The 22879-nt window shown below is 68.2% G+C and carries 19 protein-coding genes; 4 read left to right on the top strand and 15 right to left on the bottom strand.

The window, feature by feature from the left end; all coding sequences use genetic code 11:
* Window positions 1-18: 18 nt before the first annotated feature.
* The 11 genes from siaB to HMPREF1224_RS26515 form a co-directional block, all read right to left on the bottom strand.
* Complete coding sequence (gene siaB / locus HMPREF1224_RS26565) at window positions 19-561, bottom strand: biofilm formation regulator kinase SiaB (protein ID WP_003083916.1); 543 nt, start codon at window positions 559-561, stop codon at window positions 19-21.
* Between the two features lie 8 nt (window positions 562-569).
* Window positions 570-2561 carry a biofilm regulation protein phosphatase SiaA gene (gene siaA / locus HMPREF1224_RS26560; RefSeq protein ID WP_003083920.1) on the bottom strand — a complete coding sequence of 664 codons (1992 nt, stop codon included), beginning with the start codon at window positions 2559-2561 and terminating at the stop codon, window positions 570-572.
* 262 nt (window positions 2562-2823) lie between these two features.
* Window positions 2824-3873: a protein-glutamate methylesterase/protein-glutamine glutaminase gene (locus HMPREF1224_RS26555; protein ID WP_003083922.1), complete on the bottom strand. Its 1050-nt coding sequence runs from the start codon at window positions 3871-3873 to the stop codon at window positions 2824-2826.
* A gap of 19 nt (window positions 3874-3892) precedes the next feature.
* A complete protein-coding gene (cheD, locus tag HMPREF1224_RS26550; protein ID WP_003102220.1) occupies window positions 3893-4495 on the bottom strand; it encodes a chemoreceptor glutamine deamidase CheD in 603 nt (200 codons plus the stop codon).
* Window positions 4496-4500: 5 nt separating this feature from the next.
* Entirely contained in the window at window positions 4501-5343 is an 843-nt protein-coding gene (locus HMPREF1224_RS26545; protein ID WP_003102222.1) for a CheR family methyltransferase, read from the bottom strand.
* A 69-nt stretch (window positions 5344-5412) separates the two neighbouring features.
* Window positions 5413-7452 carry an aerotaxis transducer Aer2 gene (aer2, locus tag HMPREF1224_RS26540; RefSeq protein ID WP_003102224.1) on the bottom strand — a complete coding sequence of 680 codons (2040 nt, stop codon included), beginning with the start codon at window positions 7450-7452 and terminating at the stop codon, window positions 5413-5415.
* A 35-nt stretch (window positions 7453-7487) separates the two neighbouring features.
* Complete coding sequence (locus HMPREF1224_RS26535) at window positions 7488-7973, bottom strand: chemotaxis protein CheW (protein ID WP_003083938.1); 486 nt, start codon at window positions 7971-7973, stop codon at window positions 7488-7490.
* Window positions 7960-9879 carry a chemotaxis protein CheA gene (locus tag HMPREF1224_RS26530; RefSeq protein ID WP_010793572.1) on the bottom strand — a complete coding sequence of 640 codons (1920 nt, stop codon included), beginning with the start codon at window positions 9877-9879 and terminating at the stop codon, window positions 7960-7962. The genes HMPREF1224_RS26535 and HMPREF1224_RS26530 overlap by 14 nt, the downstream gene beginning before the upstream one ends.
* A gap of 27 nt (window positions 9880-9906) precedes the next feature.
* Complete coding sequence (locus tag HMPREF1224_RS26525; protein WP_003083943.1) at window positions 9907-10272, bottom strand: response regulator; 366 nt, start codon at window positions 10270-10272, stop codon at window positions 9907-9909.
* 197 nt (window positions 10273-10469) lie between these two features.
* Window positions 10470-11489 carry a methyl-accepting chemotaxis protein gene (locus HMPREF1224_RS26520; protein WP_369700133.1) on the bottom strand — a complete coding sequence of 340 codons (1020 nt, stop codon included), beginning with the start codon at window positions 11487-11489 and terminating at the stop codon, window positions 10470-10472.
* Window positions 11490-11834: 345 nt separating this feature from the next.
* Window positions 11835-12767, bottom strand: coding sequence for a LysR family transcriptional regulator (locus HMPREF1224_RS26515; protein ID WP_003083951.1), 933 nt, complete (start codon window positions 12765-12767; stop codon window positions 11835-11837).
* A 116-nt stretch (window positions 12768-12883) separates the two neighbouring features.
* On the opposite strand from HMPREF1224_RS26515, the gene HMPREF1224_RS26510 reads away from it, so the two are divergent.
* On the top strand, window positions 12884-13636 hold the full coding sequence (locus HMPREF1224_RS26510; RefSeq protein ID WP_003106691.1) for a 3-oxoacyl-ACP reductase family protein: 753 nt from the start codon (window positions 12884-12886) through the stop codon (window positions 13634-13636).
* A 99-nt stretch (window positions 13637-13735) separates the two neighbouring features.
* Here HMPREF1224_RS26510 and atsA read toward each other — a convergent pair whose 3' ends face one another.
* From atsA to HMPREF1224_RS26495, 3 genes are all read right to left on the bottom strand, one after another.
* Complete coding sequence (atsA, locus tag HMPREF1224_RS26505) at window positions 13736-15346, bottom strand: arylsulfatase AtsA (protein WP_003106692.1); 1611 nt, start codon at window positions 15344-15346, stop codon at window positions 13736-13738.
* A gap of 87 nt (window positions 15347-15433) precedes the next feature.
* A complete protein-coding gene (locus HMPREF1224_RS26500) occupies window positions 15434-16273 on the bottom strand; it encodes an ABC transporter ATP-binding protein (protein ID WP_003112653.1) in 840 nt (279 codons plus the stop codon).
* Window positions 16270-17886 (bottom strand): ABC transporter permease, encoded by a 1617-nt coding sequence (locus HMPREF1224_RS26495; RefSeq protein WP_010793571.1) that lies wholly within the window; start codon window positions 17884-17886, stop codon window positions 16270-16272. Before HMPREF1224_RS26495 ends, HMPREF1224_RS26500 begins: the two co-directional genes overlap by 4 nt.
* A gap of 266 nt (window positions 17887-18152) precedes the next feature.
* On the opposite strand from HMPREF1224_RS26495, the gene HMPREF1224_RS26490 reads away from it, so the two are divergent.
* From HMPREF1224_RS26490 to HMPREF1224_RS26480, 3 genes are all read left to right on the top strand, one after another.
* Window positions 18153-19214 (top strand): ABC transporter substrate-binding protein, encoded by a 1062-nt coding sequence (locus HMPREF1224_RS26490; RefSeq protein WP_003112655.1) that lies wholly within the window; start codon window positions 18153-18155, stop codon window positions 19212-19214.
* Window positions 19215-19631: 417 nt separating this feature from the next.
* Window positions 19632-20447, top strand: a complete 816-nt coding sequence (locus tag HMPREF1224_RS26485; protein ID WP_010793570.1) for a TauD/TfdA family dioxygenase — start codon at window positions 19632-19634, stop codon at window positions 20445-20447.
* Window positions 20444-21325 carry an AEC family transporter gene (locus tag HMPREF1224_RS26480; protein ID WP_003083960.1) on the top strand — a complete coding sequence of 294 codons (882 nt, stop codon included), beginning with the start codon at window positions 20444-20446 and terminating at the stop codon, window positions 21323-21325. The genes HMPREF1224_RS26485 and HMPREF1224_RS26480 overlap by 4 nt, the downstream gene beginning before the upstream one ends.
* Before the next feature lie 37 nt (window positions 21326-21362).
* Here HMPREF1224_RS26480 and HMPREF1224_RS26475 read toward each other — a convergent pair whose 3' ends face one another.
* Window positions 21363-22721, bottom strand: coding sequence for an OprD family porin (locus HMPREF1224_RS26475; protein WP_010793569.1), 1359 nt, complete (start codon window positions 22719-22721; stop codon window positions 21363-21365).
* Between the last annotated feature and the right edge of the window lie 158 nt (window positions 22722-22879).

Here is a 22879-nt window from a genome sequence, read left to right as displayed (position 1 = left end):
TCTTCCTAAAACACGGGGTCAGATCACGGCGCGCAGGCTGAAGAAGGCGCGCCCGTCGGGCTGTTCCTTCAGCGATGCGGCCAGTGGTTCGCTGGACTTGCGGGCGATGTCCAGCAGGCCGAGACCGGCTCCGCTGGCGCAGCCGCTGTCGCGCGGGCGGCGTAGCTGCTCCTTGTAGGCGGCCTTGAGGGCGGCCTTGTCGAGGTTGGCGATGGCCTGGATGCTGCGCACCAGGCTCTGGCCGTCGTCGCGTTCCACCAGGTTGCCGGCGGACACCACGTAGTGGCCGTCCTCGTTGCGGGCGATGGCTACCGTGGCCGCCGCCTCGTGTTCGCCGTAGCCCTTGAGATTGGCGTAGTGGCGGATGTTCTGGGTCATCTCGATGTACACCGCGAAGACGTCCATCGCTTCGCTCGGCTTGGCCTGTTCGGCGTGCAGGTAGTTGCGCAGCGCGTGGCCTATCTCCTCGATCAGGCTGCGCGAGATCGGTCCGTTGAAGCAGAGCAGGATGCGTTGGCGAGTGTAGCTTTCACGCATGGCCAGCAGGTCTAGCGTTTCCATGGGTGCCCCTAGTCGAATCGGAAGGACAGGATGGTGATGTCGTCGCGTTGCGGGTGCTCGCCCTGGTACTCGGCGAGCGTCGCCACGAAGGCCTCGGCCTGCTCGGGGAGCGGCTGCCGCGCGTGGTCGCGGAGCATGTCGGCGAAGCGCCGGCTGCCGAAGCCGAAGCCGTGTTCGCCGCCGGCCTGGTCGAGGAAACCGTCGGTGCTCAGGTAGAAGGTCCAGCCCGGCGCCAGCGGTACCTCGATGTTGCGGTAGTCGCCACGGCGCTTGTCGCCGATCGCCCGGCGCGCGCCCTTGAGTTCCTGGACCTCCTCGCCGTCGCTGGCGTACAGCGAGATCTTCGCCCCGGCGAAGGCCAGCTGGCGGCGCCGGCGGTCGACCCAGACCAGCCCGGCATCCATGTTGGTGGCCAACGCCTGGGGGATCTGCTCCTGGCTGAGCATGCTGCGCATCGCCTGGTCGGTCTCGCCGAGGATCGCCGCCGGGTCGCGGCTGCCCACCGCCTCGATGGCGTGGTCGATGGCGGCGCGGGCGAGCATGGTCATCAGCGCGCCGGGCACGCCGTGACCGGCGCAGTCGACCACGCCGATCAGGTAGCCGTCGGCCTGCTCGCGGTACACGTAGAAGTCGCCGCCGACCACGTCGCGCGGTTTCCACAGGATGAAGTGATGCTCGCCGAGCGTGGCGCTGAGCTGGCGGTCGGGGAGGATCGCGCGCTGGATCAGGCTGGCGTAGTCGAGGCTGTCGCCGATCTTCTTCTGCGCGGCGGCCATCTCGCGGTTGGCTTCCTCCAGCGCCTGGGTGCGCTCCTGGACCTTGTCTTCCAGCTCGGCGGTGTGCCGGCGGACCTGGTCGGCCATGCTGGCGAAGGCCTTCGACAGCGAGCCGATCTCGTCCTGGCGCGCCAGCGGCAGCGGCGTGTCGTAGCGTCCGGCGGCGATCGCCTTGGCCGAGCGCTTGAGGCTGCGCAGGGGGCGCAACAGCAGGCGCTCGACGGCATAGGCGAAGCCCAGCAGCAGGGCCACCAGCAACAGCAGGAACGTGCCCGCCAGCGGCCATAGCCAGCGGTTGTCGAGGACCTGGGCAGCGTGCAGGTCGACGGCGGTGAGCACGTACCAGCGCAGCTGGGGAATGTAGGCCACGGCGAAGAGTTGCTGGCGGCCGTCGAGGCCGGCCCACAGGCAGTGCACCGAGCCGGCCTTGGCGCGGGCCAGGCGCATGGCCTCGCGCAGGGCATCGCGCTGTTCCGGCTGGTCGAGCAGGTCGAACACCCGGTGGCGTTCACTGGCGCCGCCGGCGGCGGAGCTGTAGGCGATCAGGCGGCGGTCCGGGTGGGCCTGGATGGCGCCGTCGTCGCCGACGATCATCGGCGTCACGCCCGGCTCGCGGGCGATGATGAAGTCGTCGAGGAAGCCGCTCAGGTCCAGGCCGCTGCCGGCCAGGCCGATGGGCCGGCCCTGGTCGCGGATCACCAGGTTGAACCAGACCTTGGTCAGGTTCAGCTTGCTGTCGACATTGACGTTGATGTTGTAGGCGGCGCTGTTGCGCAGGGTATTGAAGTACCAGGCGTCTTCCGGGTCGCCGGCCTCCAGGGTGTAGCGCGGCCGTTCGCTGTAGGGTTGGCTGCCGTCGTTGAAGTAGTAATGCTGGGAGCCGCTGGCGATGATGAAGTAGGCGTGGTCGCGGAAGTCGCCGCGGTAGCCCTCGGCCTCGCGGAAGAACAGCGCGCGGCGCGCCGGGTCGTCTTCCTTCAGCAGCCAGTCGCGGGTCACCACCGATTCGGCGAAACGGCGCGACAACGCCAGTTCGCGGGAGACCGGGGCGAGGATCTTCTGCCGGTGCAGCAGGGTGAAGTTCTTCGCGTAGGCCAGGCCGAAGTGCGTACGGATGTCGTCCATCGCGCGCCAGCCCAGCAGCACCGCCGGGACCAGTGCCAGGGCACAGGCCAGCAACAGCGCCACCACCGATTTGCCGCGCAACCCCCAGTTCGCCGCCATGGCTATCCCTATCAGTTTCTCGCCCGGCCCGCGGCCGAAATCATGGATCGAAAGCGTGTGTCGAACTTTTGGCGAAAGGGCCAATTGTGCAGATGTGCATTATTTCAGGCAACGTAATTTGGTTTTATTTCGCCATTAATTTGACGCCACAATGATGGCGAGCAGGCAAAGGCCCGTGGTTCGGGCCTGTCGTCGGCGGGATCTCGGCGGGGGAGGTTGCGGGGGGCGGCGAAAAAGCGCAGCGGGCCGGCCAGGATCCCGCTCAGAGGCGGTTGCCGCTGCCGCGCCGGGCGGCTTGCTGGAGCAGCGCGGCGGCGATCCGTTCGAGCGGCAGCACGTCTTCCGCGGCGCCCAGTTCCACCGCTTCGCGGGGCATGCCGTAGACCACGCAGGTAGCCTCGTCCTGGGCCAGGGTGTAGCCGCCGGCCTGGCGGATCGCCAGGAGCCCGCGCGCGCCGTCCTTGCCCATGCCGGTGAGCAGGCCGGCGAGCAGGTTGCGCCCGGCGCAGCGAGCCAGCGACTCGAACATCACGTCCACTGCCGGGCGGTGGCCGTTGACCTGCGCCTGGCGGTTCAAACGCACCACGTAGTTGGCGCCGGAGCGCTGCACCTCCATGTGGTGGTCGCCCGGCGCGACCAGGGCGTGGCCGGGCAGTATGCGGTCGCCGTCGCGCGCTTCGCTGACGCTGAGCCGGGTCAGGCGATCCAGGCGCTCGGCGAAGCTGCGGGTGAAGCCGGGAGGCATGTGCTGGGTGATGACCACCCCGGGACTGTGCGCCGGCAGGCCGAGCAGCACTTCCTTGAGCGCCTCGGTGCCGCCGGTGGAGGCGCCGAGGGCGATGATCTTCTCGGTGCTGAGCAGCGGCGCCGCGCTTTCCGGCGGCGCCGGCGCGTCCGCCGCACGGCGGCGCAGGCGGGCGCGGGCGACGGTCTTGAGCTTGGCGCGGATTTCCTCGGCATAGGCCTGCATGCCTTCGGCGATGCCCAGCCGGGGCTTGGCGATGAAGTCCACCGCGCCCAGTTCCAGCGCGCGCAGGGTGGCTTCGGAACCGCGCTCGGTGAGCGAGGAGATCATCAGCACCGGGGTCGGCCGCGCCTTCATCAGCTTGTCGAGGAAGGTCAGGCCGTCCATTCGCGGCATTTCCACGTCGAGGCTGATCACGTCCGGCGCGTGCTGCTTGATCAGGTCGCGGGCGACGAAGGCGTCCGGCGCGCAGCCGACCAGGCGCAGCTCCGGGTCGGCCTGGATGATCTCCTTGAGCAGGCTGCGGATCAGGGCGGAATCGTCGACGACCAGGACACTGATGGGCATGGCGGGCTCTCCCGGAGAGTCAGAACAGGTCGATGGGGCCGCCGTCCGCATTGCGGTCGATACGGCGGCGGTAGTCGCGTTCACGCTGCAGCACGGTGTCGTTCTTCAGCTCCACCAGGGACTTCACCAGGACCCGGCCATTGCGCGGGAAGAAGTAGATCTTGCGCGGGAAGGCCTCCAGCACGTCGCTGGCGAGCAGCGGGATACGCTCGGTGGCCAGGTAGTCGAGGGTGAACTCGACGTTGCGCTGGCCGATGGCGGCGCTGATCTGGCGCAGTACCGAGCCGCCGCCGAAGACCTTGGCCTGCAGGCGCTCGCGGCTGGCGCCGAGGGCCAGCATGCGGTTGATCAGCAGTTCCATGGCGTGGCTGCCGTAGCGCGCCGACGGCGAGGCCGGGTCGCCGCCGAGGCCGCGCTCGGGGAGCATGAAGTGGTTCATCCCGGCGATGCCGTTGAGCGGGTCGCGCAGGCACACCGAGACGCAGGAGCCGAGCACGGTGACGATCACCAGGTCTTCGCCGCTGGCGAAGTATTCGCCGGGCAACAGCTTCACCGCATCGCAGGCGAAGTACGGATCGTAGTAGCGGTTCAGCGGCGCGCCTTCCCGGGCCTGGAGATTCATCGCGATCAGGCCGGGCTGTAGACGGTCTGGCCGACGGAGCGCACCAGGTGGCTGGCGTGGACGAAGTTCTCCGAATGCCCGGCGAAGAACAGGCCCTCCGGCCGCAGCAGGGCCACCATGCGTTCCAGCAGGCGGGTCTGGGTCGGCTTGTCGAAGTAGATCATCACGTTGCGGCAGAAGATCGCGTCGAGTTCCCCGGCGATCGACCAGTCCGCCTCCAGCAGGTTGATCTGGCGGAACTCCACCAGTTGCCGCAGTTCCTCCACCACCCGCGCCTTGCCGGCGTTGGGCCCGGTGCCGCGGAGGAAGAAGCGTTTCTTCAGCGGCGCCGGCATCTGCTCCAGGCGCTCCAGCGGATAGACGCCCTGGCGGGCGCAGTCGAGCACTCCGGTATCGATGTCCGAGGCGACGATCTTCACCGGCGGATCGAAGCTGCCCAGCGCCTCCACCAGGGTGATGGCGATCGAATAGGGTTCCTCGCCGGTACTCGCCGCCGCCGACCAGATGCGCAGCGGGCGATGCCGCTGCAACTGGCGGCGGGCGAGGTCGGCGAGCAGGGGGAAGTGGTGGCGTTCGCGGAAGAATGCGGTGAGGTTGGTGGTCAGCGCGTTGACGAACAACTGCTGCTCGCCCGGCTCGCGGTCGAGGTGGGTGAAATATTCGGCGAAGCTCCCGAGCCGCAGCAGGCGCAGGCGCCGCGAGAGGCGGCTATAGACCAGTTGCGCCTTGCTCTCGGCCAGGCTGATGCCGGTCAGTCGGTAGAGCCGCTCGCGTACTTGCTGGAAGTCCTCGCGGGTGTAGTGGAACTCCTGGTTGCCGAACACCGGCGAAGGCGTGGAGGTGGGCATTGGCGTCGGGTTTCCCTGGTCGACCCTAAGGGCTTGCCGCCCTCCGCCTGGCGGAGGCGCGGCGTGGTCTCAGAACTCTTCCCAGCCGTCTTCCTTGCGCGCCTTGCTGGCCCGCGCCATGCCGCTGCGGGCCAGCGGCGCCGGCGCGCTGGGGCGTGGCGCGGACGGCCGCGCGCTGGCGAGCTGGACCACGCTCGGCGGAGTGTCCAGCCTGAACACCGCCACCGACTGGTTGAGCAGGCCCGCCTGCTCCTGCATGGCCTCGGCCGCGGCCGCGGCTTCCTCCACCAGCGCGGCGTTCTGCTGGGTCATGTCGTCCATCTGCGAGACCGCGCTGTTCACCTCTTCGATGCCGGTGCTCTGCTCGGCGGAGGCGGCGGCGATCTCCGACATGATGTCGGTGACCCGGCGGATCGCCACCACGATGTCGCTCATGGTCTGTCCGGCCTGGGCCACCAGGGTGTTGCCGTTCTCCACCTTGTCCACCGAGTCGGAGATCAGCGTCTTGATCTCCTTGGCCGCGGCGGCGGAACGCTGGGCGAGGGTGCGCACTTCCCCGGCGACCACCGCGAAGCCGCGGCCCTGCTCGCCGGCGCGGGCTGCCTCGACCGCGGCGTTGAGGGCGAGGATGTTGGTCTGGAAGGCGATGCCGTCGATCACCCCGATGATGTCGGCGATCTTGCGCGCCGACTCGTTGATCGAGGACATGGTGCTGACCACCTTCTGCACCACGGTGCCGCCCTGGGTCGCCACTTCCGAGGCATTGGCCGCCAGCGAGTTGGCCTGGCGGGCATTCTCGGCGTTGAGCTTCACCGTGCTGGTCAGTTCTTCCATGCTCGAGGCGGTTTCCTCCAGGCTCGACGCCTGCTGCTCGGTGCGCGCCGACAGTTCGGCGTTGCCGCTGGCGATCTCGCTGGCGGCGGTGTTGATGGTGTCGGCGGCCTCGCGAATCTGCCCGAGCATCCGCGACAGGCTTTGTGCGGTGTCGTTGGAGAAATCCTTGAGCTGGCCGAAGGTGCCCTGGTAGTCGGCCTCGATGCGCTGGGTGAGGTCGCCCTGGGCCAGCGCCCCGAGCATCCGCGAGACGTCGCGCAAGCCGCGGTCGGCGGTATCCACCAGGCTGTTCAGGTCCTTCGCCAGCCTGAGGAAGAAGCCTTCCTTGCCGGCCTCCTCGACGCGCTTGCTGAAGTCGCCGGCGGCCGCCGCCTGCACCAGTTGCGAGACTTCCTGCTCGGCGCGGTGTTCCTCGGTGCGGTCGGTCCATTGCACGGCGGAGCCGAGGCGTTCGTTGGCGTCGTTGAACACTGGCACCACATCGAGGGAGAAGCGCCGGCCGCCGAGGTTGAGCTCGGCCTTGTGCACGCCGGTGAGGTTGGCCAGCAGGTGCCGCTGGTGCGCCGGATTCTTGTGGAACACGTCGATGTTGGCGCCCATCAGGCGGCCGGCGTCGAAGTTCGGCAACTGCTTGCGGATATCCGCTTCGGCGCGACCGAGCATCTCGCTGACGGTGCGGTTCATGTAGATGATGTTGAGGTCGTTGTCGGCGATCATCACGTTGGCCGAGACGTTGTCCAGCGCGCTCTTGATCCGCGCGTTGTAGGCCGCCGTGGCCAGTTGCGCCGAGGTCGCCTCGGCGGCCCCGCGCAGGCGTTCGCGAACGCCGTCGATGGCTTCGGTGATCTGCGCCTTCTTGCCCGGCAGGCGGTCCATCAGCGGCTCGAAGTTGCCCTGGCCGTAGGCGGTGACCACGCTGACCACCTTCATCTTCACCGCGATGTGCGCGGACACCAGTTCGTTGACGCCCTTGGCGATGCGCGCCGCGCGACCTTCCAGGCGTTCGGCGGGAATCGTCTGGTCGATCCAGCCGGCTTCGTGCTGGCGGCTCATCTCCGCCAGCCCCGCCTCCAGGCTTTCCACCTGCTGGAGTTCGGCGCGTTGTTCGCGCAGTTGCCGCTGCAGCGCCCGCAGGCTGTCGTAGAGACGCTCGTAGCCGGGCGCCGGGGCCTCGCCGACGGCGGTGTCGAGCTGGCCGTCGGCGAACGACTGGAGGAGCGTGGCGATCCGGTCGGCGCGTTGCTGCGCCACCGCATGTGCATTGAACAGACCCATTTCGATATCCCCTGCCTATCCCTCGTTGGCGCCGCTCAGGCCGCGGCTTCGTCGACCAGCGCCATTTCGCGGCTGGTCATCAGTCTCTCGATGTCCACCAGGATCAACATGCGCTCGCCCGCGGTGGCCAGGCCGAGCAGGTATTCGGTGTCGAAGCTGGCGCCGAACTCCGGCGGCGGCCTGATCGCGTCGCCGCCCAGTGCGATCACGTCGGATACCGAGTCCACCACCACGCCGACGATGCGCCGGCCGATGTTGAGGATGATCACCACGGTGAACGGGTCGTAGGTGACCTCGGCGAGGTGGAACTTGATGCGCAGGTCGACGATCGGCACGATCGCCCCGCGCAGGTTGATCACGCCCTTGATGAAGGGCGGCGCGTTGGCGATCGCGGTGACCTGGTCGTAGCCGCGGATCTCCTGCACGCGGAGGATGTCGATGGCGTACTCCTCGCGGCCCAGGGTGAAGGTCAGGTATTCCTGCGCCGGGCCGTTCGCCTGGCTTGCCTCAGTGCCGTTCATCGGCGGTGTCCTCCCGCGCCGCCAGGCGTGGCAGCGCATCGACGTCGAGAATCAGGGCGACGCTGCCGTCGCCCATGATGGTGGCGCCGGCGATACCCTCCACGCGGCGGAAATTCTGTTCCAGGCTCTTGATCACCACCTGCTGCTGGCCGACCAGTTCGTCCACCTGCAGGGCGAAGCTGCGCCCCTCGGACTCGAGGATCACCACGATGCCCTGCTCCGGCGCCGGCGCTTCGCCGCCGATGCGCAACAGCTCGTGCAGGCTGAACAGCGGCAGGTACTCGCCGCGTACGCGGATCATCGCGTTGTCTTCGCCGCCGAGGCCGCGCACGTCGTCGCTGCGCGCCTGCAGCGACTCGACGATGTAGGTCAGCGGAATCACGTAGTTGACCGCTTCGACGGCGACGATCAGGCCGTCGAGGATCGCCAGGGTCAGCGGCAGGCGGATGCCGATGCGAGTGCCCATGCCGGGCGCCGAGTCGATGTCGATGCGCCCGCCCATGGCACCGATGTTGCGCTTCACCACGTCCATGCCGACGCCGCGTCCGGACAGCTCGGTGACCGCCTCGGCGGTGGAGAAGCCGGGCATGAACACCAGTTGCCAGACCTCGGCGTCGCTCATCCCGTCATGCACCGGCAGGTTGCGCTCGCGGGCCTTGGCGAGGATGCGCGGACGCGACAGGCCGCGACCGTCGTCGGAAACCTCCACCACCACGCTGCCGCCCTGGTGGCTGGCGGCGAGCTTCACCGTGCCGCTCGCCGGCTTGCCGGCGGCGAGGCGTTCGGCGGGCGTTTCGATGCCGTGGTCGATGCTGTTGCGGACGATGTGGGTGAGCGGATCGCTGAGTTTCTCGATCACGCTCTTGTCCAGTTCGGTGTGCTCGCCGTGCAGGTGCAGCTCGACCTGCTTGCCCAGGCGCGTGGCGGTGTCGCGCACCAGCCTGGGGAAGCGGCTGAAGATGAAGTTGATCGGCAGCATGCGGATCGACATCACCGACTCCTGCAGGTCGCGGGTGTTGTGTTCGAGCTGGGCCAGGGCGTGCTGCAGGCGCTCGTGGCGGCTCGGGTCGAGCTGCTCGCCGAGCTGGCCGAGCATGGCCTGGGTGATCACCAGTTCGCCGACCAGGTTGATCAGGCTGTCGATCTTTTCCACGCTGACCCGGATCGAGCCGGACTCGCCGTCGCCACGCACGGGCGCGACTGCGCCCCTGGCCGTCGCGGCGACGGCTTGCGCGGGCGCACTGGGCGCGGCGGGGCTGCCGGGGGCGCCGTCGAACAGGCCGAAGGCGCGTTCCTCCGCCGGTGGGGAACCCGGTGCCTCATCGAAGAGGCCGAACGCTCCGCTCGCGGCCGGTGCGCCGGGCGCCTCGTCGAAGAGCCCGAACGCTTCCGGCGCGGCCGCTCGTTCCGGAGCGCCCGGGCCTTCGTCGAAGAAGCCGAAGGCATCGTCGTCCGCGGTTTCCCTGGCGGGCGCGTCGTCGAACAGGCCGAAGCCTTCCTCCGCCGCTTCCTGTTCCGGCACCCGCAGCCAGCCGCGCAGCCGCTCGACCGTCTCCAGCAACGGCACCCCGGGGTCGGGACGGCCGCTGCGATGGGCGTCGAGCAGGCGCTGCAACACGTCGCGGGCTTCGAGGAAGGAACTGATCATGTCCGGCCGCAGGTGCATCTGGCCGCAGCGGATGCGGTCGAGCAGGGTCTCCAGTTCGTGGGTGACGGCGGTGATGTCGTCGAAACCGAACATTCCGCTGGAACCCTTGATCGAATGCGCGGCGCGGAAGATTCCGTGCAGCGTCTCGCTGTCCGGGCGGTCCAGGTCGAGACCGATCAGGAGGAGTTCGAGGGTGGCCAGGTGTTCCTCGGTTTCCTCGAAGAACACCTGGAGAAACTGGCTCATATCCTGGGGCATGGGACCTCCCCCGCGGGGGAACGGGAATCAGGGCAGGACCTTGCGCGTCACTTCGAGCAGTTTCGGCGGGTCGAACGGCTTCACCAGCCAGCCGGTGGCGCCGGCGCTACGCCCCTGCTGCTTCATCGCGTCGCTCGATTCGGTGGTCAGCATGAGGATCGGCACGCTGCGGTAGCCGGCCAGGTTACGCAGGCTGCGGATCAGCGACAGGCCGTCCATGTTCGGCATGTTCTGGTCGGTGAACACCAGGCTGTAGCTCTTGCTCTGGGCCTTGCCGAGGCCTTCCTTGCCGTCCGCGGCCTCGTCCACCTCGTAGCCGGCGGACTTCAGGGTGAAGCTCAGCATCTGGCGGATAGACGCCGAGTCGTCGACGATCAGAATCGGTTTGCCCATGGTCTTGCGTCCTCACGGTGTCCCTACCGCAGCGCCAAGCTCGGCGGCGAAGGTGGTGTGTGCCAGGTGGCTGTGACGGAGGGCTCTGATGGCCCTTTGCTAGTTCCAGTAAAGACAATGTCCGGTGGATTTCAATTATTGGCGCCGGTTTCTCGTCGGATAGTTATCCGGTTAGACGGATTGGCTATCGATACCCCTCAGAACAATTCCACTTCGCCCACGTTGACGCTGTTCTGGCTCACCGGGCTGGGCAAGGGCCGGCGCAGTTCCTCGACCTCCCGTGCGACCCGTTCGGGCCATTCCTGGCGCGGTCGCGCCTCCAGCGCGCCGAGGCCGAGGGCGAAGGCGCCAAGACGCGCATGGTGCTTGCGCATCTGGCCGAGCAACTGGCTGCCCATGTCCTGGAATTGCAGGGCGGTGACCGCCGCGTCGACGCCCTGGCCGACTTCCAGCGAGAGCCGGTCCAGTTCGTGGATGACCTTCAGGGTGTGCCGGTTCATCGCCTCCAGGTCATCGAGCATGCCCTGGATCTTGTGCTTGGAATCGAGGGCGAAGGACATGTCCTTGTCGGCCAGTTGCGAGATCGCGCTCTCGGCGTCCTGGATCTCGTGGTGGACCACGTCGACGTGCTTGCGGATGGCGGCGGAAAACTCCGTGGAGCGGGTCGACAGCGCGCGCACTTCATCGGCGACCACGGCGAAGCCGCGGCCGCTCTCGCCGGCTCGGGCGGCCTCGATGGCAGCGTTGAGGGCGAGCAGGTTGGTCTGCTTGGCGATGGCGTCCATGTCCTGGGTCGACTGCAGGATCTCGGTGATCTTCAGGCGCACCTGGTCCATGCGTTCCACCAGTTGCTGCGAGGTCCGGCTGGTTTCCAGGGTAGCCTCGACGAACAGGCTGAGGGTCTGCTGGGTGGTCCTGACGAAGTCCTGGAAGTTGATGCCTTCGTCGACCTGGCCGCGCCCGTCGTAGCGCTCGATCAGCGAATGGGACAGGCCGCGCTGGGTATCGATGCGTTCGGCGAGGCCGTGGAAGCTGTCGCTGAGCTGGCGGATCGCCGAATGCAGCAGTTCGTCGATCTGCCGGGCGTGACCGTCCAGTTGCGCGGTTTCGTCGGCGAGCGCCCGTTGCGCCGCGCTCCAGGCCGGCGAAGCGGCATCCGCCTGCGGGTTGGCATTCGCTACCGCTTGCCGAGGGGCGCGCAGGAGGAGGACGAGCATGGCCAGGCTGGCGAACCAACCGAGCGCCAGGACCAGCCAGACGCCGAGGCCGACGGCATGCAGCCCGGCGCACAACGCCCAGGGTAGGGAAAGCAGGCCCAGCTTCAGCAGCAGGGGCCGGGATGGTAACGAAACACCGAGGGACTCGCGCATGCTGCACTCCATGTGCCGGATCGGAGCAGGGCTTCCAGGCGGTCCCTCGGGACCGTGCGGAAGACGCCTTCCAAGCTCGTCGGCGGCGTTTTCTAAAACTAGAGTCCCAATTGGTAATGTCAAACTGCCGTTTTTCCGGCGAGGCCGGTGCCAGGGCCTTTTCCCGTTTGCCGAGGCGACGGATGGCTGGCGCTAGCCGGTTGGGAAGGCGGAGAAGCGCCGGGCCAGGTCCTGGCGGCGGAAGTAGTCGACGACGAAGTCGACGAAGACCCGGGTCTTGGCCGGTAGCAGCTTGTTCGCCGCGTAGTAGAGGCTGGTGTTGCCGGCGTCGACGTACCAGTCCGGCAGGACCCGCACCAGGGCGCCGGACTCCAGGTAGGCATAGGCGTGCTGCATGCATACCAGGGTGATGCCCAGGCCCATGGCGGCGACCTCGCAGGTGGCTTCCGGGTCGCTCATGGTCATGCGTTCGCGCAGCTCGATCGGCGCCTCCTCGCCGTTGCGCCGGCGCAGCGGCCAGGAGCGCACGCGGCCGGTCTGCGGCGAGCGGATGCGGATCCCGTCGAAGCCGCCCAGGTCGCCTGGATGGCGGATTGGCGGCTTGTCGCGGAGGTAGGCGGGCGAGGCGAGGAGGATCAGGTGGCCCGGCGTCAGGTTGCGCGCCACCACCCCGGGCGGCAGTTCGAAACCACCGCCGATGGCGGCGTCGAAGCCTTCGCCGATGAGGTCGACCTGGCGATTGTCGAAATGCCAGTCGGGCACGATGTCGGGATAGCGTTCGAGGAACTCGCCGAGCAGCGGCAGGATGTAGTCGCGGCCGAAGGCCAGCCCCATGCTGACCTTCAACGTGCCGCTGGGTTGGTTGCCGACGCTGGAGACGTTGGCGAGAGCGGTCTGGATGCCCTCCAGGCTGCCGCCGACCTCTTGCAGGAAACGCTCCCCGGCTTCGGTCAGGGTCAGGCGCCGGGTGCTGCGCTGGAACAGGCGCACGCCGAGGTTGCTTTCCAGGCGGGCGACGTTCTTGCCCACCCCGGCCGGCGTCAGGCCCAGGCGCCTGGCGGCCTCGGCGAAGCTACCGGCCTCGGCGCTGCGGACGAAGCACTGGATGTTGCTGAGGGTTTCCATGGGAAAGGGCCCGCATAAACCATTGGTATCGGCTGAATATAGCGATTACCCGCTACCAGGTCTGCAATGGACGACGGAAACTCGGAGCCTGTCTATCCACTCCGATGGAGATTTCCATGTCCGTATCCTCTGCATCCCTCGCCGGCAAAGTCGCCTTCGTCCAGGGCGGTTCCCGCGGCATCGGCGCCGCCATCGTTCGCCGGCTGGCCGCCGAAGGCGCCAGCGTCGCCTTCACCTACGTCAGCTCGGCGGACAAGTCCCGGGCCCTGGCGGCCGAACTCGAAGGCGCCGGAGCCAGCATCCTGGCCCTGCATGCCGATAGCGCCGACGCGGCCGCGCTCGTCGCCGCCGTCGACGAAGCGGCGGCTCGCTTCGGACGCATCGACATCCTGGTCAACAACGCCGCCGTCCTCGCCCTCGGTTCGGTGGAAGAGCTGCCGCTGGCCGACTTCGAGCGGACCCTGGCGATCAACGTGCGCAGCGTCTTCGTCGCCACCCAGGCGGCGGTCAAGCACATGGGCGACGGCGGGCGGGTGATCAGCATCGGCAGCACCAATGCCGAACGCATGCCGTTCGCCGGCGGCGCCACCTACGCGATGAGCAAGTCGGCGCTGGTCGGCCTGACCAAGGGCCTGGCCCGCGACCTCGGCCCGCGCGGGATCACGGTGAACAACGTGCAGCCGGGTCCGGTGGATACCGACATGAACCCGGACGACGGCGACTTCGCCGAGGCCCTCAAGGGCCTGATGGCGCTGCCGCGCTACGCCCGCAGCGAGGAAATCGCCAGCTTCGTCGCCTACCTGGCCGGGCCGGAAGCGGCCTACATCACCGGGGCCAGCCTGACCATCGATGGCGGTTTCTCGGCCTGACCCGGGTCGCCTCGTTCCACCCGGCGAAGTAGCCCCTCTCCCCGACCTTCTGGCCAGACGTTCCCTCCTGAAGGGAGAGGGCGAGGGGAGAGGTTCCGCTTATCGCACCAGGAAAGGCGAAGCCCCCTCTACGACACCGGTCTCGCTGACGTATCGCTTCCAATGCTCGATCAGCTCCGCCAGCTTGCCCGGCTGGCTGTCAGCGAGGTCGTGGATCTCGCCCGGGTCGCGGGCCAGGTCGTAGAGCTGCCAGGTGGCCGGGCCCACCGGGGCCGGCAGGTACACCGCCTTCCAGTCGCCCTGGCGGATCGCACGCATGCCGAACAGCTCCCAGCCGGTCACGGTGTTCTCGTCGTGGGCCGCCTCGGTCTCGCCGGAAAGCCAGCCCAGCCACGACCTGCCGCGCGGCTCGGCGATCTCGCGGCCGCGCCAGCGCTTGCCTGGGTGGCGGACACCGGCGAGGTCGAGGAGGGTCGGGGTGACGTCCATCACCGTGGCGAAGGCATGGCTGATCGCACCCTGCCGGCTTAGCCGCGGGTAGCGCACCAGCGCTGGCACGCGAATCCCGCCCTGGGTGGTGAACGCCTTGTACAGGCGCGATGGTGCGGTGGCCGCCTGGGCCCAGCGCGGGCCATACCAGACGTAGGAATTGGCGCGGCCGATGTTTTCCAGGCTGTTGTCGTAGTGCCGGTCGAGAAAGCCCAGCAGGTCCGGGCCGAATTTCGGGAACGCCTCCAGCAGGGCGCCTTCGGCGCCGTTGTCGGACATGAACAGGACGAAGGTGTTGTCCAGCTCGCCCTGCCGGCGCAGGTAGTCCACGACCCTGCCGATGTTCCAGTCCATGCGCTCGACCATCGCCGCGTAGACCTCCATCGCCCGCGCCGACTTAGCCCGTTCCTCGTCCTCCAGGGCCTCCCACTCGCGGGTCAGGGCGAGCACCGGATGGGCTTCGACGTCCGCTTCCACCAGGCCCAGCTCCTTGAGCCGGGCCAGGCGTTCCTGGCGCAGCGCTTCTGGACCGGCGTCGTAGCGACCGCGGTACTTCTCGACGATCTCCCGCGGCGCTTGCAGCGGCCAGTGCGGCGCGGAGAACGGCAGGTAGGCGAAGAACGGCCGGCTCTGGTCGCGCTCCTTGAGGTATTGCAGCAGCTTGTCGCCGAAGGCGTCGGAGGAATAGAAGCCCTCCGGCAGCGTGTCGAGGTAGCGCTCGTCTTCCACGTAGAGCGCTGGCGTACCCTTGAGGATGCGCGGAGTGCTTTCGTCGTAGGGCGGCTCGAAACCATAGTGGTTGGCGGCGCCCGGCAGCAGCGAGAAGGAACGCTCGAAACCGCGTGCATGGGGCGTCTGTTCCGGCTTCAGGCCGAGGTGCCACTTGCCGGCCATGAGGGTCTGGTAGCCGGCCTCGCGGAGCAGCTCCGGCAGCGCCACCACGCGCTCGTTGAGATGCCCTTCGTAACCCGGCTTGCCTTCCAGTTCCGGGGTCAGCGCCTCGGCCATGGTGCCGATCCCGGCGATGTGGTGGTCGGTGCCGGTGAGCAGCATCGAGCGGGTCGGCGAGCAGGTCGAGGCGGTGTGGAAGTCGGTCAGGCGCAGGCCGGCGATGGCCAGGGCGTCGAGGTTCGGCGTGGCGATCTCGCCGCCGAAGGCGCCGATATCGGAGAAGCCCAGGTCGTCGGCGACGATCACCAGGAAGTTGGGGCGTTTGCTCATGCGCGGGTCTCGTCTGGATGGGAGGAGAAGGTGGGGCCCTCGCCCCCGCCCTTCCCGCAGGGGGAAAGGGCCAGGGCAAGGGGCTTTTCAGCAAGCGATGAATTCGAAGGGCAGGTTTTCCACCCGTCGCGGCGGCGGCGCGACGTACTCGCCGTCGGCGGTCAGTTCGTGCAGCAGCGCTTCGCGCTGGCGCAGGAAGTCGAAGCCACCGCGCTCGCGCGGATGCGCCAGGCCCACCTCGACCACCCGCCTGATCCGCCCCGGACGCGGCTCCATCACCACCACCCGGTCGGCCAGGTAGAGCGCCTCCTCGACGTCGTGGGTGACCAGCAGGGTGGTGATACGGGTGCGCCGGCGGATCGCCAGCAACTCTTCCTGCAACTGCTGGCGGGTCAGTGCGTCGAGGGCGCTGAACGGCTCGTCGAGCAGCAGCAGGCGCGGGCTGGCCACCAGGCCACGGGCGATCGCCACGCGCTGGGCCATGCCGCCGGACAACTGGTGCGGGTAGGCACGCTCGAAGCCGTGCAGGCCGACCAGGCGGATGTATTCGTCGATCCGCGCCGCCTTGTCGGTTTCGCCAAGGGCTTCGTTGACCAGGCCGAGGGCGACGTTCTGCTGCACCGTCAGCCAGGGGAACAGTCGGTGCTCCTGGAACACGATGCCGCGTTCGCCGCCGATGCCGGCGATTGGCCGGCCGTCGACGCGGATCTCGCCGTCGTAGTCGCGGTCCAGGCCGATCAGCAGGCGCAGCAGGGTCGACTTGCCGCAGCCACTGGCGCCGACGATGGCGATGAACTCGCCCTCGCCGATCTCCAGGTCGAACTGCTGGATCGCTTCCAGTCGCCGGCCGTCCACGGCGAAGTGCTTGCGCACCTGGCGGAAGCTGACCAGCGGGGTGCCCGTGGCGGGCGCGGTGAATGCGTTCATGCGTGTCTCCAGCGCGTGGCGCGCGCTTCGATGCGTTGGCCGAGGGCATTGAGCAGGGCGCCGGTGAGGCCGACCAGGAGCATGCCGGCGCCGATCAGGTCCATGCGGAACAATTGCTGGGCGCCGATCATCAGGCTGCCGATGCCGCCGTCGGAGGGCATGAAGTACTCGGCGCCGATGGTTCCCAGCCAGGCGTAGATCAGCGCCAGGCGCAGGCCGGCGAACACCGACGGGGCGGCACCCGGCAGGACCAGCCGGAGCAGCCGTCGCCAGGGACCCAGGCGCAGCACCCGGGCCGCCTCGCCGAGGCTCGGCGGCAGGCTGGCGATGCCGCGCTGGGTGGCCAGCAGCAGCGGGAAGAAGGCGGCGATTGCGACGAACGTCAGCTTGGCCGGTTCGCCCAGGCCGAACCAGGCGGTGAGCAGCGGTACCCAGGCGAAGATCGCCACCTGCCGCAGTGCCGCGAAAGTGGGGCCGAAGAAGCGTTCCGCCGGGCGCCACAGGCCGAGCAGCAGGCCGCCGAGGAAACCCAGGCCGCCGCCCAGCAGGAGCCCGCCGAGCGTGCGCTTCAGGCTGTCGAACAGGGCGCCTGGGAGGCTGCCGTCGAGCGCTCCGCTCCAGGTCGCCCGCGCCACTTCCAGAGGGCTGGCGAGGATCGCCGGATCGACCCATTCGGCGGTGCTCGCCGACTGCCACAGGAGCAGCAGCGCCAGCGGCGGCAGCCACACCTGCAGGCGCTGCCAGCCGCGTCCCGGCGGGCGCCGGCGGAATTCGCCGGTGGCGGCTTGCGGCCAGTGCAGCAGGCGGCGGTCGAGCCACTGGATGGCGCGGTCCATGCCCACCCCGACCAGGCCGATGATGAGGATGCAGACGAACACGATGTCGAGCATGAACAGTTGCCGGCCCTGCACCATCAGGTAGCCGATACCCTCGCTGGAAGCCAGCAACTCGACCGCCAGCAGCGAGGTCCAGCCCTGCGCCAGGGCCAGGCGCAGCCCGGTGAGGAAGGCCGGCAGCGCCGCCGGCAGGATCAGCCGCCAGACCAGCAGGCGTGGCGGCAGGCGCAGTACTGCGGCGGCTTCGCGCAGCTTGGGCTGGGCGTCGCGCACGCCGACCAGGGTATGGATGGTCACCGGCACCACGACCGCTTTCACCAGCACCACCAGCTTGAGCAGTTCGCCGATGCCGAAGAACAGCATGAACAGCGGGATCCAGGCCAGCGTGGGGATTTGCGCGAGGGCGCTGAAGGTGGGGAAGACCAGGCGCTCGGCACGCGGACTGAAGCCCAGCCAGGCGCCTAGCGCGGCGCCGCTGGCGACCCCGGCGAGCAGGCCCCAGGCCAGGCGCCGCAGGCTGATCGCCAATTCGCTCCAGAGTTCGCCGGCGAGCAACTCGCGGGCGCTCTGCCAGACCAGCTCGGGAGTTGGCAGCACCTGGGCCGACATCCAGTGGCGATGGCTGGCGACCCACCACAGCAGCGCCAGCCCGAGCGGCAGCAACCAGGGCAGCAGGCCGTCCCCCAGGCGCCGGGCGAAAGCCGCGGAGGGCGGCGGCGCCAGGCGCGGCAGGGGCCGGCTCCAGGCGGGCGAAAGGGTTTTATCGATATTCTTCATGGGAATATAAATCGCCGAATAAATGCATTTTTTCGCTAAGAAGGGCCATTTAAAGAAAGGCCCCAGGCAGCGGCAAATGCATTTGGAGAATATTTTCCATGCTCTGGCTGCATATGACGCGGAGAGGCCCGTGCGGCCTGTCATACTGCTTGTGGTTATAAAAAAATGAATTTTTATTATTTATTTTCGAGGCGCCGCTGTGCATAGCTAGCCGCACACCCGCTCCCGGCGGGAATCCCTCTCTTCCCGTTCCAAGGAGCCGCCCCATGAAAGCGCTTACGTCTTCCCTGCTCGGTCTGTTCGCCGCGCCTGTGCTCGCCGGCCTGCTCGGTGCCTACGTGCCGCTGGCGAGCGCCGCTCCGCCGAAGGAAATCCGCATCGCGGTGCCGGACGTCAGCGCCGGCAGTTCGCACTCGGGCGGCGGCGTGGTCGACGTGCTCTACACCCGCCAGTTGCTGGAGAAGGAGTTCGCCAACGACGGCATCGCGGTGAAATGGAGCTTCTTCAAGGGCGCCGGCCCGGTGGTCAACGAAGCGTTCGCCAACGGCCAGGTGGACTTCGCCTACCTCGGCGACCTGGCGGCGATCATCGGCAAGTCCGGAGGCCTGGACAGCCGCCTGCTGGCCGCTACCGCGCGAGGGGTCAACCACTATCTCGGCGTGCAGCCGGGCTCCGGGATCAAGACCCTGGAGGATCTCAAGGGCAAGCGCGTAGGCATCTTCCGTGGCACCGCCAGCCAGTTGTCGTTCGACAATGCCCTGGCCAGCGTCGGTCTCAGCGAGAAGGACCTGAAGGTGATCAACCTCGATTTCAGCGCCGCCCTGTCCGCCCTCGCAGCCAGGCAGATCGATGCCACCTGGGGCCTGGCCGGACTGTTCGCCCTGCGCGACCGCGGGCTCGCGGAAATTCCGCTGAGCACCCGCGACCTGAACGGCGCCGGCACCCTGCAGGCGCTGCTGGTCGGCTCCGGAGCCTTCGTCGATGCCCATCCGGACATCACCGAGCGGCTGCTCAAGGTGCAGTTGCAGGCCCAGGACTGGCTGGCCCGCGAGGAGAACCGCGACGCCTACATCGAACTGGTGTCGAAGCAGGCCAGCTACCCGGTGGTGATCCTGCAGAGCGAGTACCGTGGCCGCAAGCTGGGCGACGCCCTGTCGCCGCGCCTGGACGCCGATTTCCTTGGCCGGCTGGATGCTTCGATCCAGGCGGCCAAGCGTTTCGGCCTGATCCGTCGCGAATTCAGCGCCGAGCAGTGGGCCGCGCCGGAACTGCTGGAGGCGGCCGGCAAGCTGGCAAAGGCCAAGGCCGTGGCGCAGGCGGCGGAGTGACGCCGAGCCGGGGACGGCCGAGGCGGCGCCGTTTCGTAGCAATTTGTAATATGTTTCGAGATTCTTGCACCGACCCAACCAATGACTGGATCGAGCGAAGTATCCAGCCGTTGGTCGGGGATTCTGCGTATATCGCGTCATGAAAGTTTCACGCGGGTAATCCGCAGGTTATTCCGCGATCATTTCGTTCGTTAATCGCCCCATATATTCAGATACAAAATCGGCACTGCCAATTCTTCCAGTTTTCCCTTCCGACAATTCTCCCGACCCTCCCCGGAAACAACTCCAAGTATCTCGCGGCGAACCGCCGCGTCCCGCATCTAGCCTGCCCATCACTACGACAGCGCGGCGCCAGCGCCGGGCCTCGCCCTGCGCGTCGGCGGCATTCCTGATTTTCTTCCGGAGGAGAGCGGTCATATGAATCTCGATAGCAAATTGTTCGACGCGACACTCGATCTCGAACGCGTGAAAGTTTCGGTGAGAACGCTGGTGAAGTTATCCCGCCAGGAACAATCGGCGATCATCCGGACCCTCAACGAGTTTGGTTTCCTGCTGTTGCGCAGCGAACAGGGCGAAGACAGGCAGGAACTTCTCGCGCTCAAGGAGTTGTTCGGCCGCGCCGCCCCCCACCCGCGCGCCGACGCCGACGGCATCGTGCCGATCAGCAATGCGCGGTATGTCAGCGGCTACCTCGGCTCCACGCCGCTGGAGCACAAGCTGCACACCGACGGCGCTTTCCTCGACATCCCGGAGCAATTGTGCAGCCTGCAATGCGTGCGCAACGCCCGGGAGGGCGGGGAGACTCTGCTGGCCAGCGCCGGACTGGCCTTCGAGCGCCTGCGCCGGCGCATGCCGACCAAGCATCTCGGCCTGCTGCGCGGCGACGCCCTGACCATCGTGCGCAAGCACCAGAGCAGCACCCAGCCGGTGTTCCGCCTGAACGGCGAGGCGCTGGGCATCAAGTTCCGGCAGAACGACGGGGCGGCCGAGGTGGTCGAGCACCCTGTGGCGGTGGAGGCCTTCGCCGAACTGGTGGCGGCGCTCGAGGATCCGGCCTGCCAACTGCGGATCAAGCTCGAGCCGGGGGAAATCCTGGTGCTCGACAACACCGCGGTGTTGCACGGGCGCACTGCCTTCTGCGCCAACGAACTGCGCGAGATGCGCCGGCTCAACTTCGACGGCCACGGCCGCCTGCGGGCGGAGCTGGAACTGGGCTTCAAGGTGGGGTTGTGATCGCCCAGTTCGTCGCGGTGGTGCTGCCGATCCTGATCTGCACCGGGATCGGTTTCGCCTGGAGCCGTTCCGCCGGGCCGGTGGATACCCGCGCGCTGGTGTTCCTGGTGGCCAACGTCGGCTTTCCCTGCCTGCTGCTGTCGTCGCTGGACCGCCCCGGCCTGTCCATTGGCATGGTGGCCGGGGTGTTCCTCGCCACCGCGCTGGCGGTGCTGGCGTTCGCCCTGCTGGGCCTGGTCTCCCTGCGCCTGCTGCGGATGCCGGTGCGGCGCTACCTGCCGTCGATCATGCTGCCGAACTCCGGGAACATGGGCATCCCCATCGCCTACCTGGCCTTCGGCGAGGAGGCGCTGGTGTATGCGGTGGCGTTCTCCACCCTGATCCAGGTGGGTCACGCGACGCTCGGCGTCTGGTTCGCTTCGGGCGATATCACCCCGGCGAGCATCCTGCGCAACCCGATGATCTATGCCCTGGCCGTGGCGCTGGGCCTGATCGCCCTGGGCTGGAGCCTGCCGCCGCCGTTGCGCGATGTGACCCGCCTGCTGGGCGGGATTACCGTGCCGCTGATGCTGGTGATGCTCGGCCTGTCGCTGGCCGGTCTGCGCCTGCACGAGACCTGGCGGCCGTTGCTGCTGTCTCTGGTGCGGGTCTGGGGCGGTTTCGCGGTCGGCTATGGGATCGCTGCCGGCCTGGGCATGGAGGCGGTGGCGGCGGGCACCTTCGCCATCCAGTGCGGGATGCCGACCGCGGTGCTCACCTACCTGTTGGCCAAGCGTTACGACGGCCCGGTGAACGAAGTGGCAGGCATGGTGCTGATCACCACGCTGCTGGTGCTGCTCTCCACGCCTTTGTTCATCCAGTTGCTGCCGCGCGCGTGAGGACGATCCGGGCCGCCTCGCGGGGCGGCCCGGGGCGTCACCAGATCGAGCGGGAGTAATCGACGACCAGCCGGGTTTCGTCGATGTCGCCGTCGAGATAGCTCGCGTTGCCCCGGTGCCAGGCCTGCGAGGCGCGCAGCGCCAGGCCGGCGAGGGGGCCTGCCTTGACCCGATAGGCGAAGCCGAGGTCGCTTTCCCGGTGCCGCCCGTCACGCCCGTAGAGTCCGGCGTAGATGCTCTCGGCGGCACTGCTGGCGCTGGCCCCGGCACGGCCGCGGGCATGCAGCGCATGCAGGCTGAGCCCAGGCAGGCCAAGCGCGCCGAGGTCCAGGTCATAGCGTAATTGCCAGGAACGCTCGCCCGGTCCGTTGAAGTCGGAGTAGCCCACCGAGTTGGCCAGTACCATGGACGCGCTGGAGCGCCCGTCGCCGAAGGCCATGTAGTCGAACGGCTGCTCGCCATGGACACGCTGGTAGGCCAGGGTGATGCGCTGCGGTCCCTGTTCGTAGCCCAGGGCCAGGGAGCTGGCCAGGGTGTCGATGCGGCCGAAGCGGCTCTGGCCGCTGTCGCGGGTGCGGTAGGCGTCGAGGTCGACCCGCAGCGCGTGCTCCCCGCCCAGCGGCTGGCGATGGCTGGCGCCGAAATAGGCCTGCTGCCAGATGTCGTCGAAGCGCGAGGCGTAGAGCGACAGTTGCAGCCGCTCCGTGGCCTGCCATTGACCGCCGAGGAAGCCGACCGCGTCGAGGCGCACCGGATAGGCGCCGAGGCGTCCGTAGACGGTGCTGATGTCGCCGCGGACCTTGGATTCGCCGGGGCCGGAGGCGGCGGTGAAGCGCCCGCCCTCGAGCAGCAGCCCGTCGAACGAGCGGTCCTCCAGCAGCAGGCCGTAGGCCATGCCGGCCAGCGTGCGGTTGCTGCTGGCGGCGAACACCGGCGCGCTGGTGGTGGTCTGGCCGTACTTCAGGCGGGTTTCGCCGTGGCGTAGCCTGAGGGCGCCACCGACCTTGCCGTAGCGATGGTCGGGATGGCCGTCGGCGCCGACCGGCAGGTTGCCGGTGCCGGTGCGGCCGCCGCCGCTGTCCAGTTGCAGGCCGAGCATGGCATGGGCGTCGAGGCCGAAGCCGAGGCTGCCCGGCGTGTAGCCGGAGGCGAACTGGAGGCGCAGGCCCTGGGTGGCTTCCTCGCGGTAGCCGTTGCGCTCGCTCCTGGGCTTGAAGCGGTTGCGCCCGGCGTTGTTCGGGCTGTCGCGGTAGTCGCGGTTGAAGTAGTAGGTGCGAGCGAGGAACTGCAGTTCGCTGTCCTCGACGAAGCCCCCATCCCCGGCCGTCGCGGCCGCCCCTTCGGAAAGCGTGCCGGCGACCAGGCCGGCGAATACAGCGCGTCTGAGATTTTGCATTTATTGTTTTCTCCCACCTGAGTGCCAGGTGGGCGCAGTCTCGGAAGTCGCTCCGCAGGCCGCTTGTGTTTCCCTGCCTCGGCTTTTGCCGGGGCCTGCCATTGGCAGGGGCTGGCATGTGCAACGGCAGGCCGGGTCAAGCATTTCGGAAGTCACCG

The sequence above is a fragment of the Pseudomonas sp. P179 genome, from assembly GCF_000478485.2.
GTDB classification, from domain to species: domain Bacteria; phylum Pseudomonadota; class Gammaproteobacteria; order Pseudomonadales; family Pseudomonadaceae; genus Pseudomonas; species Pseudomonas aeruginosa.
This window is presented reverse-complemented; position numbering and strand designations above follow the sequence as displayed.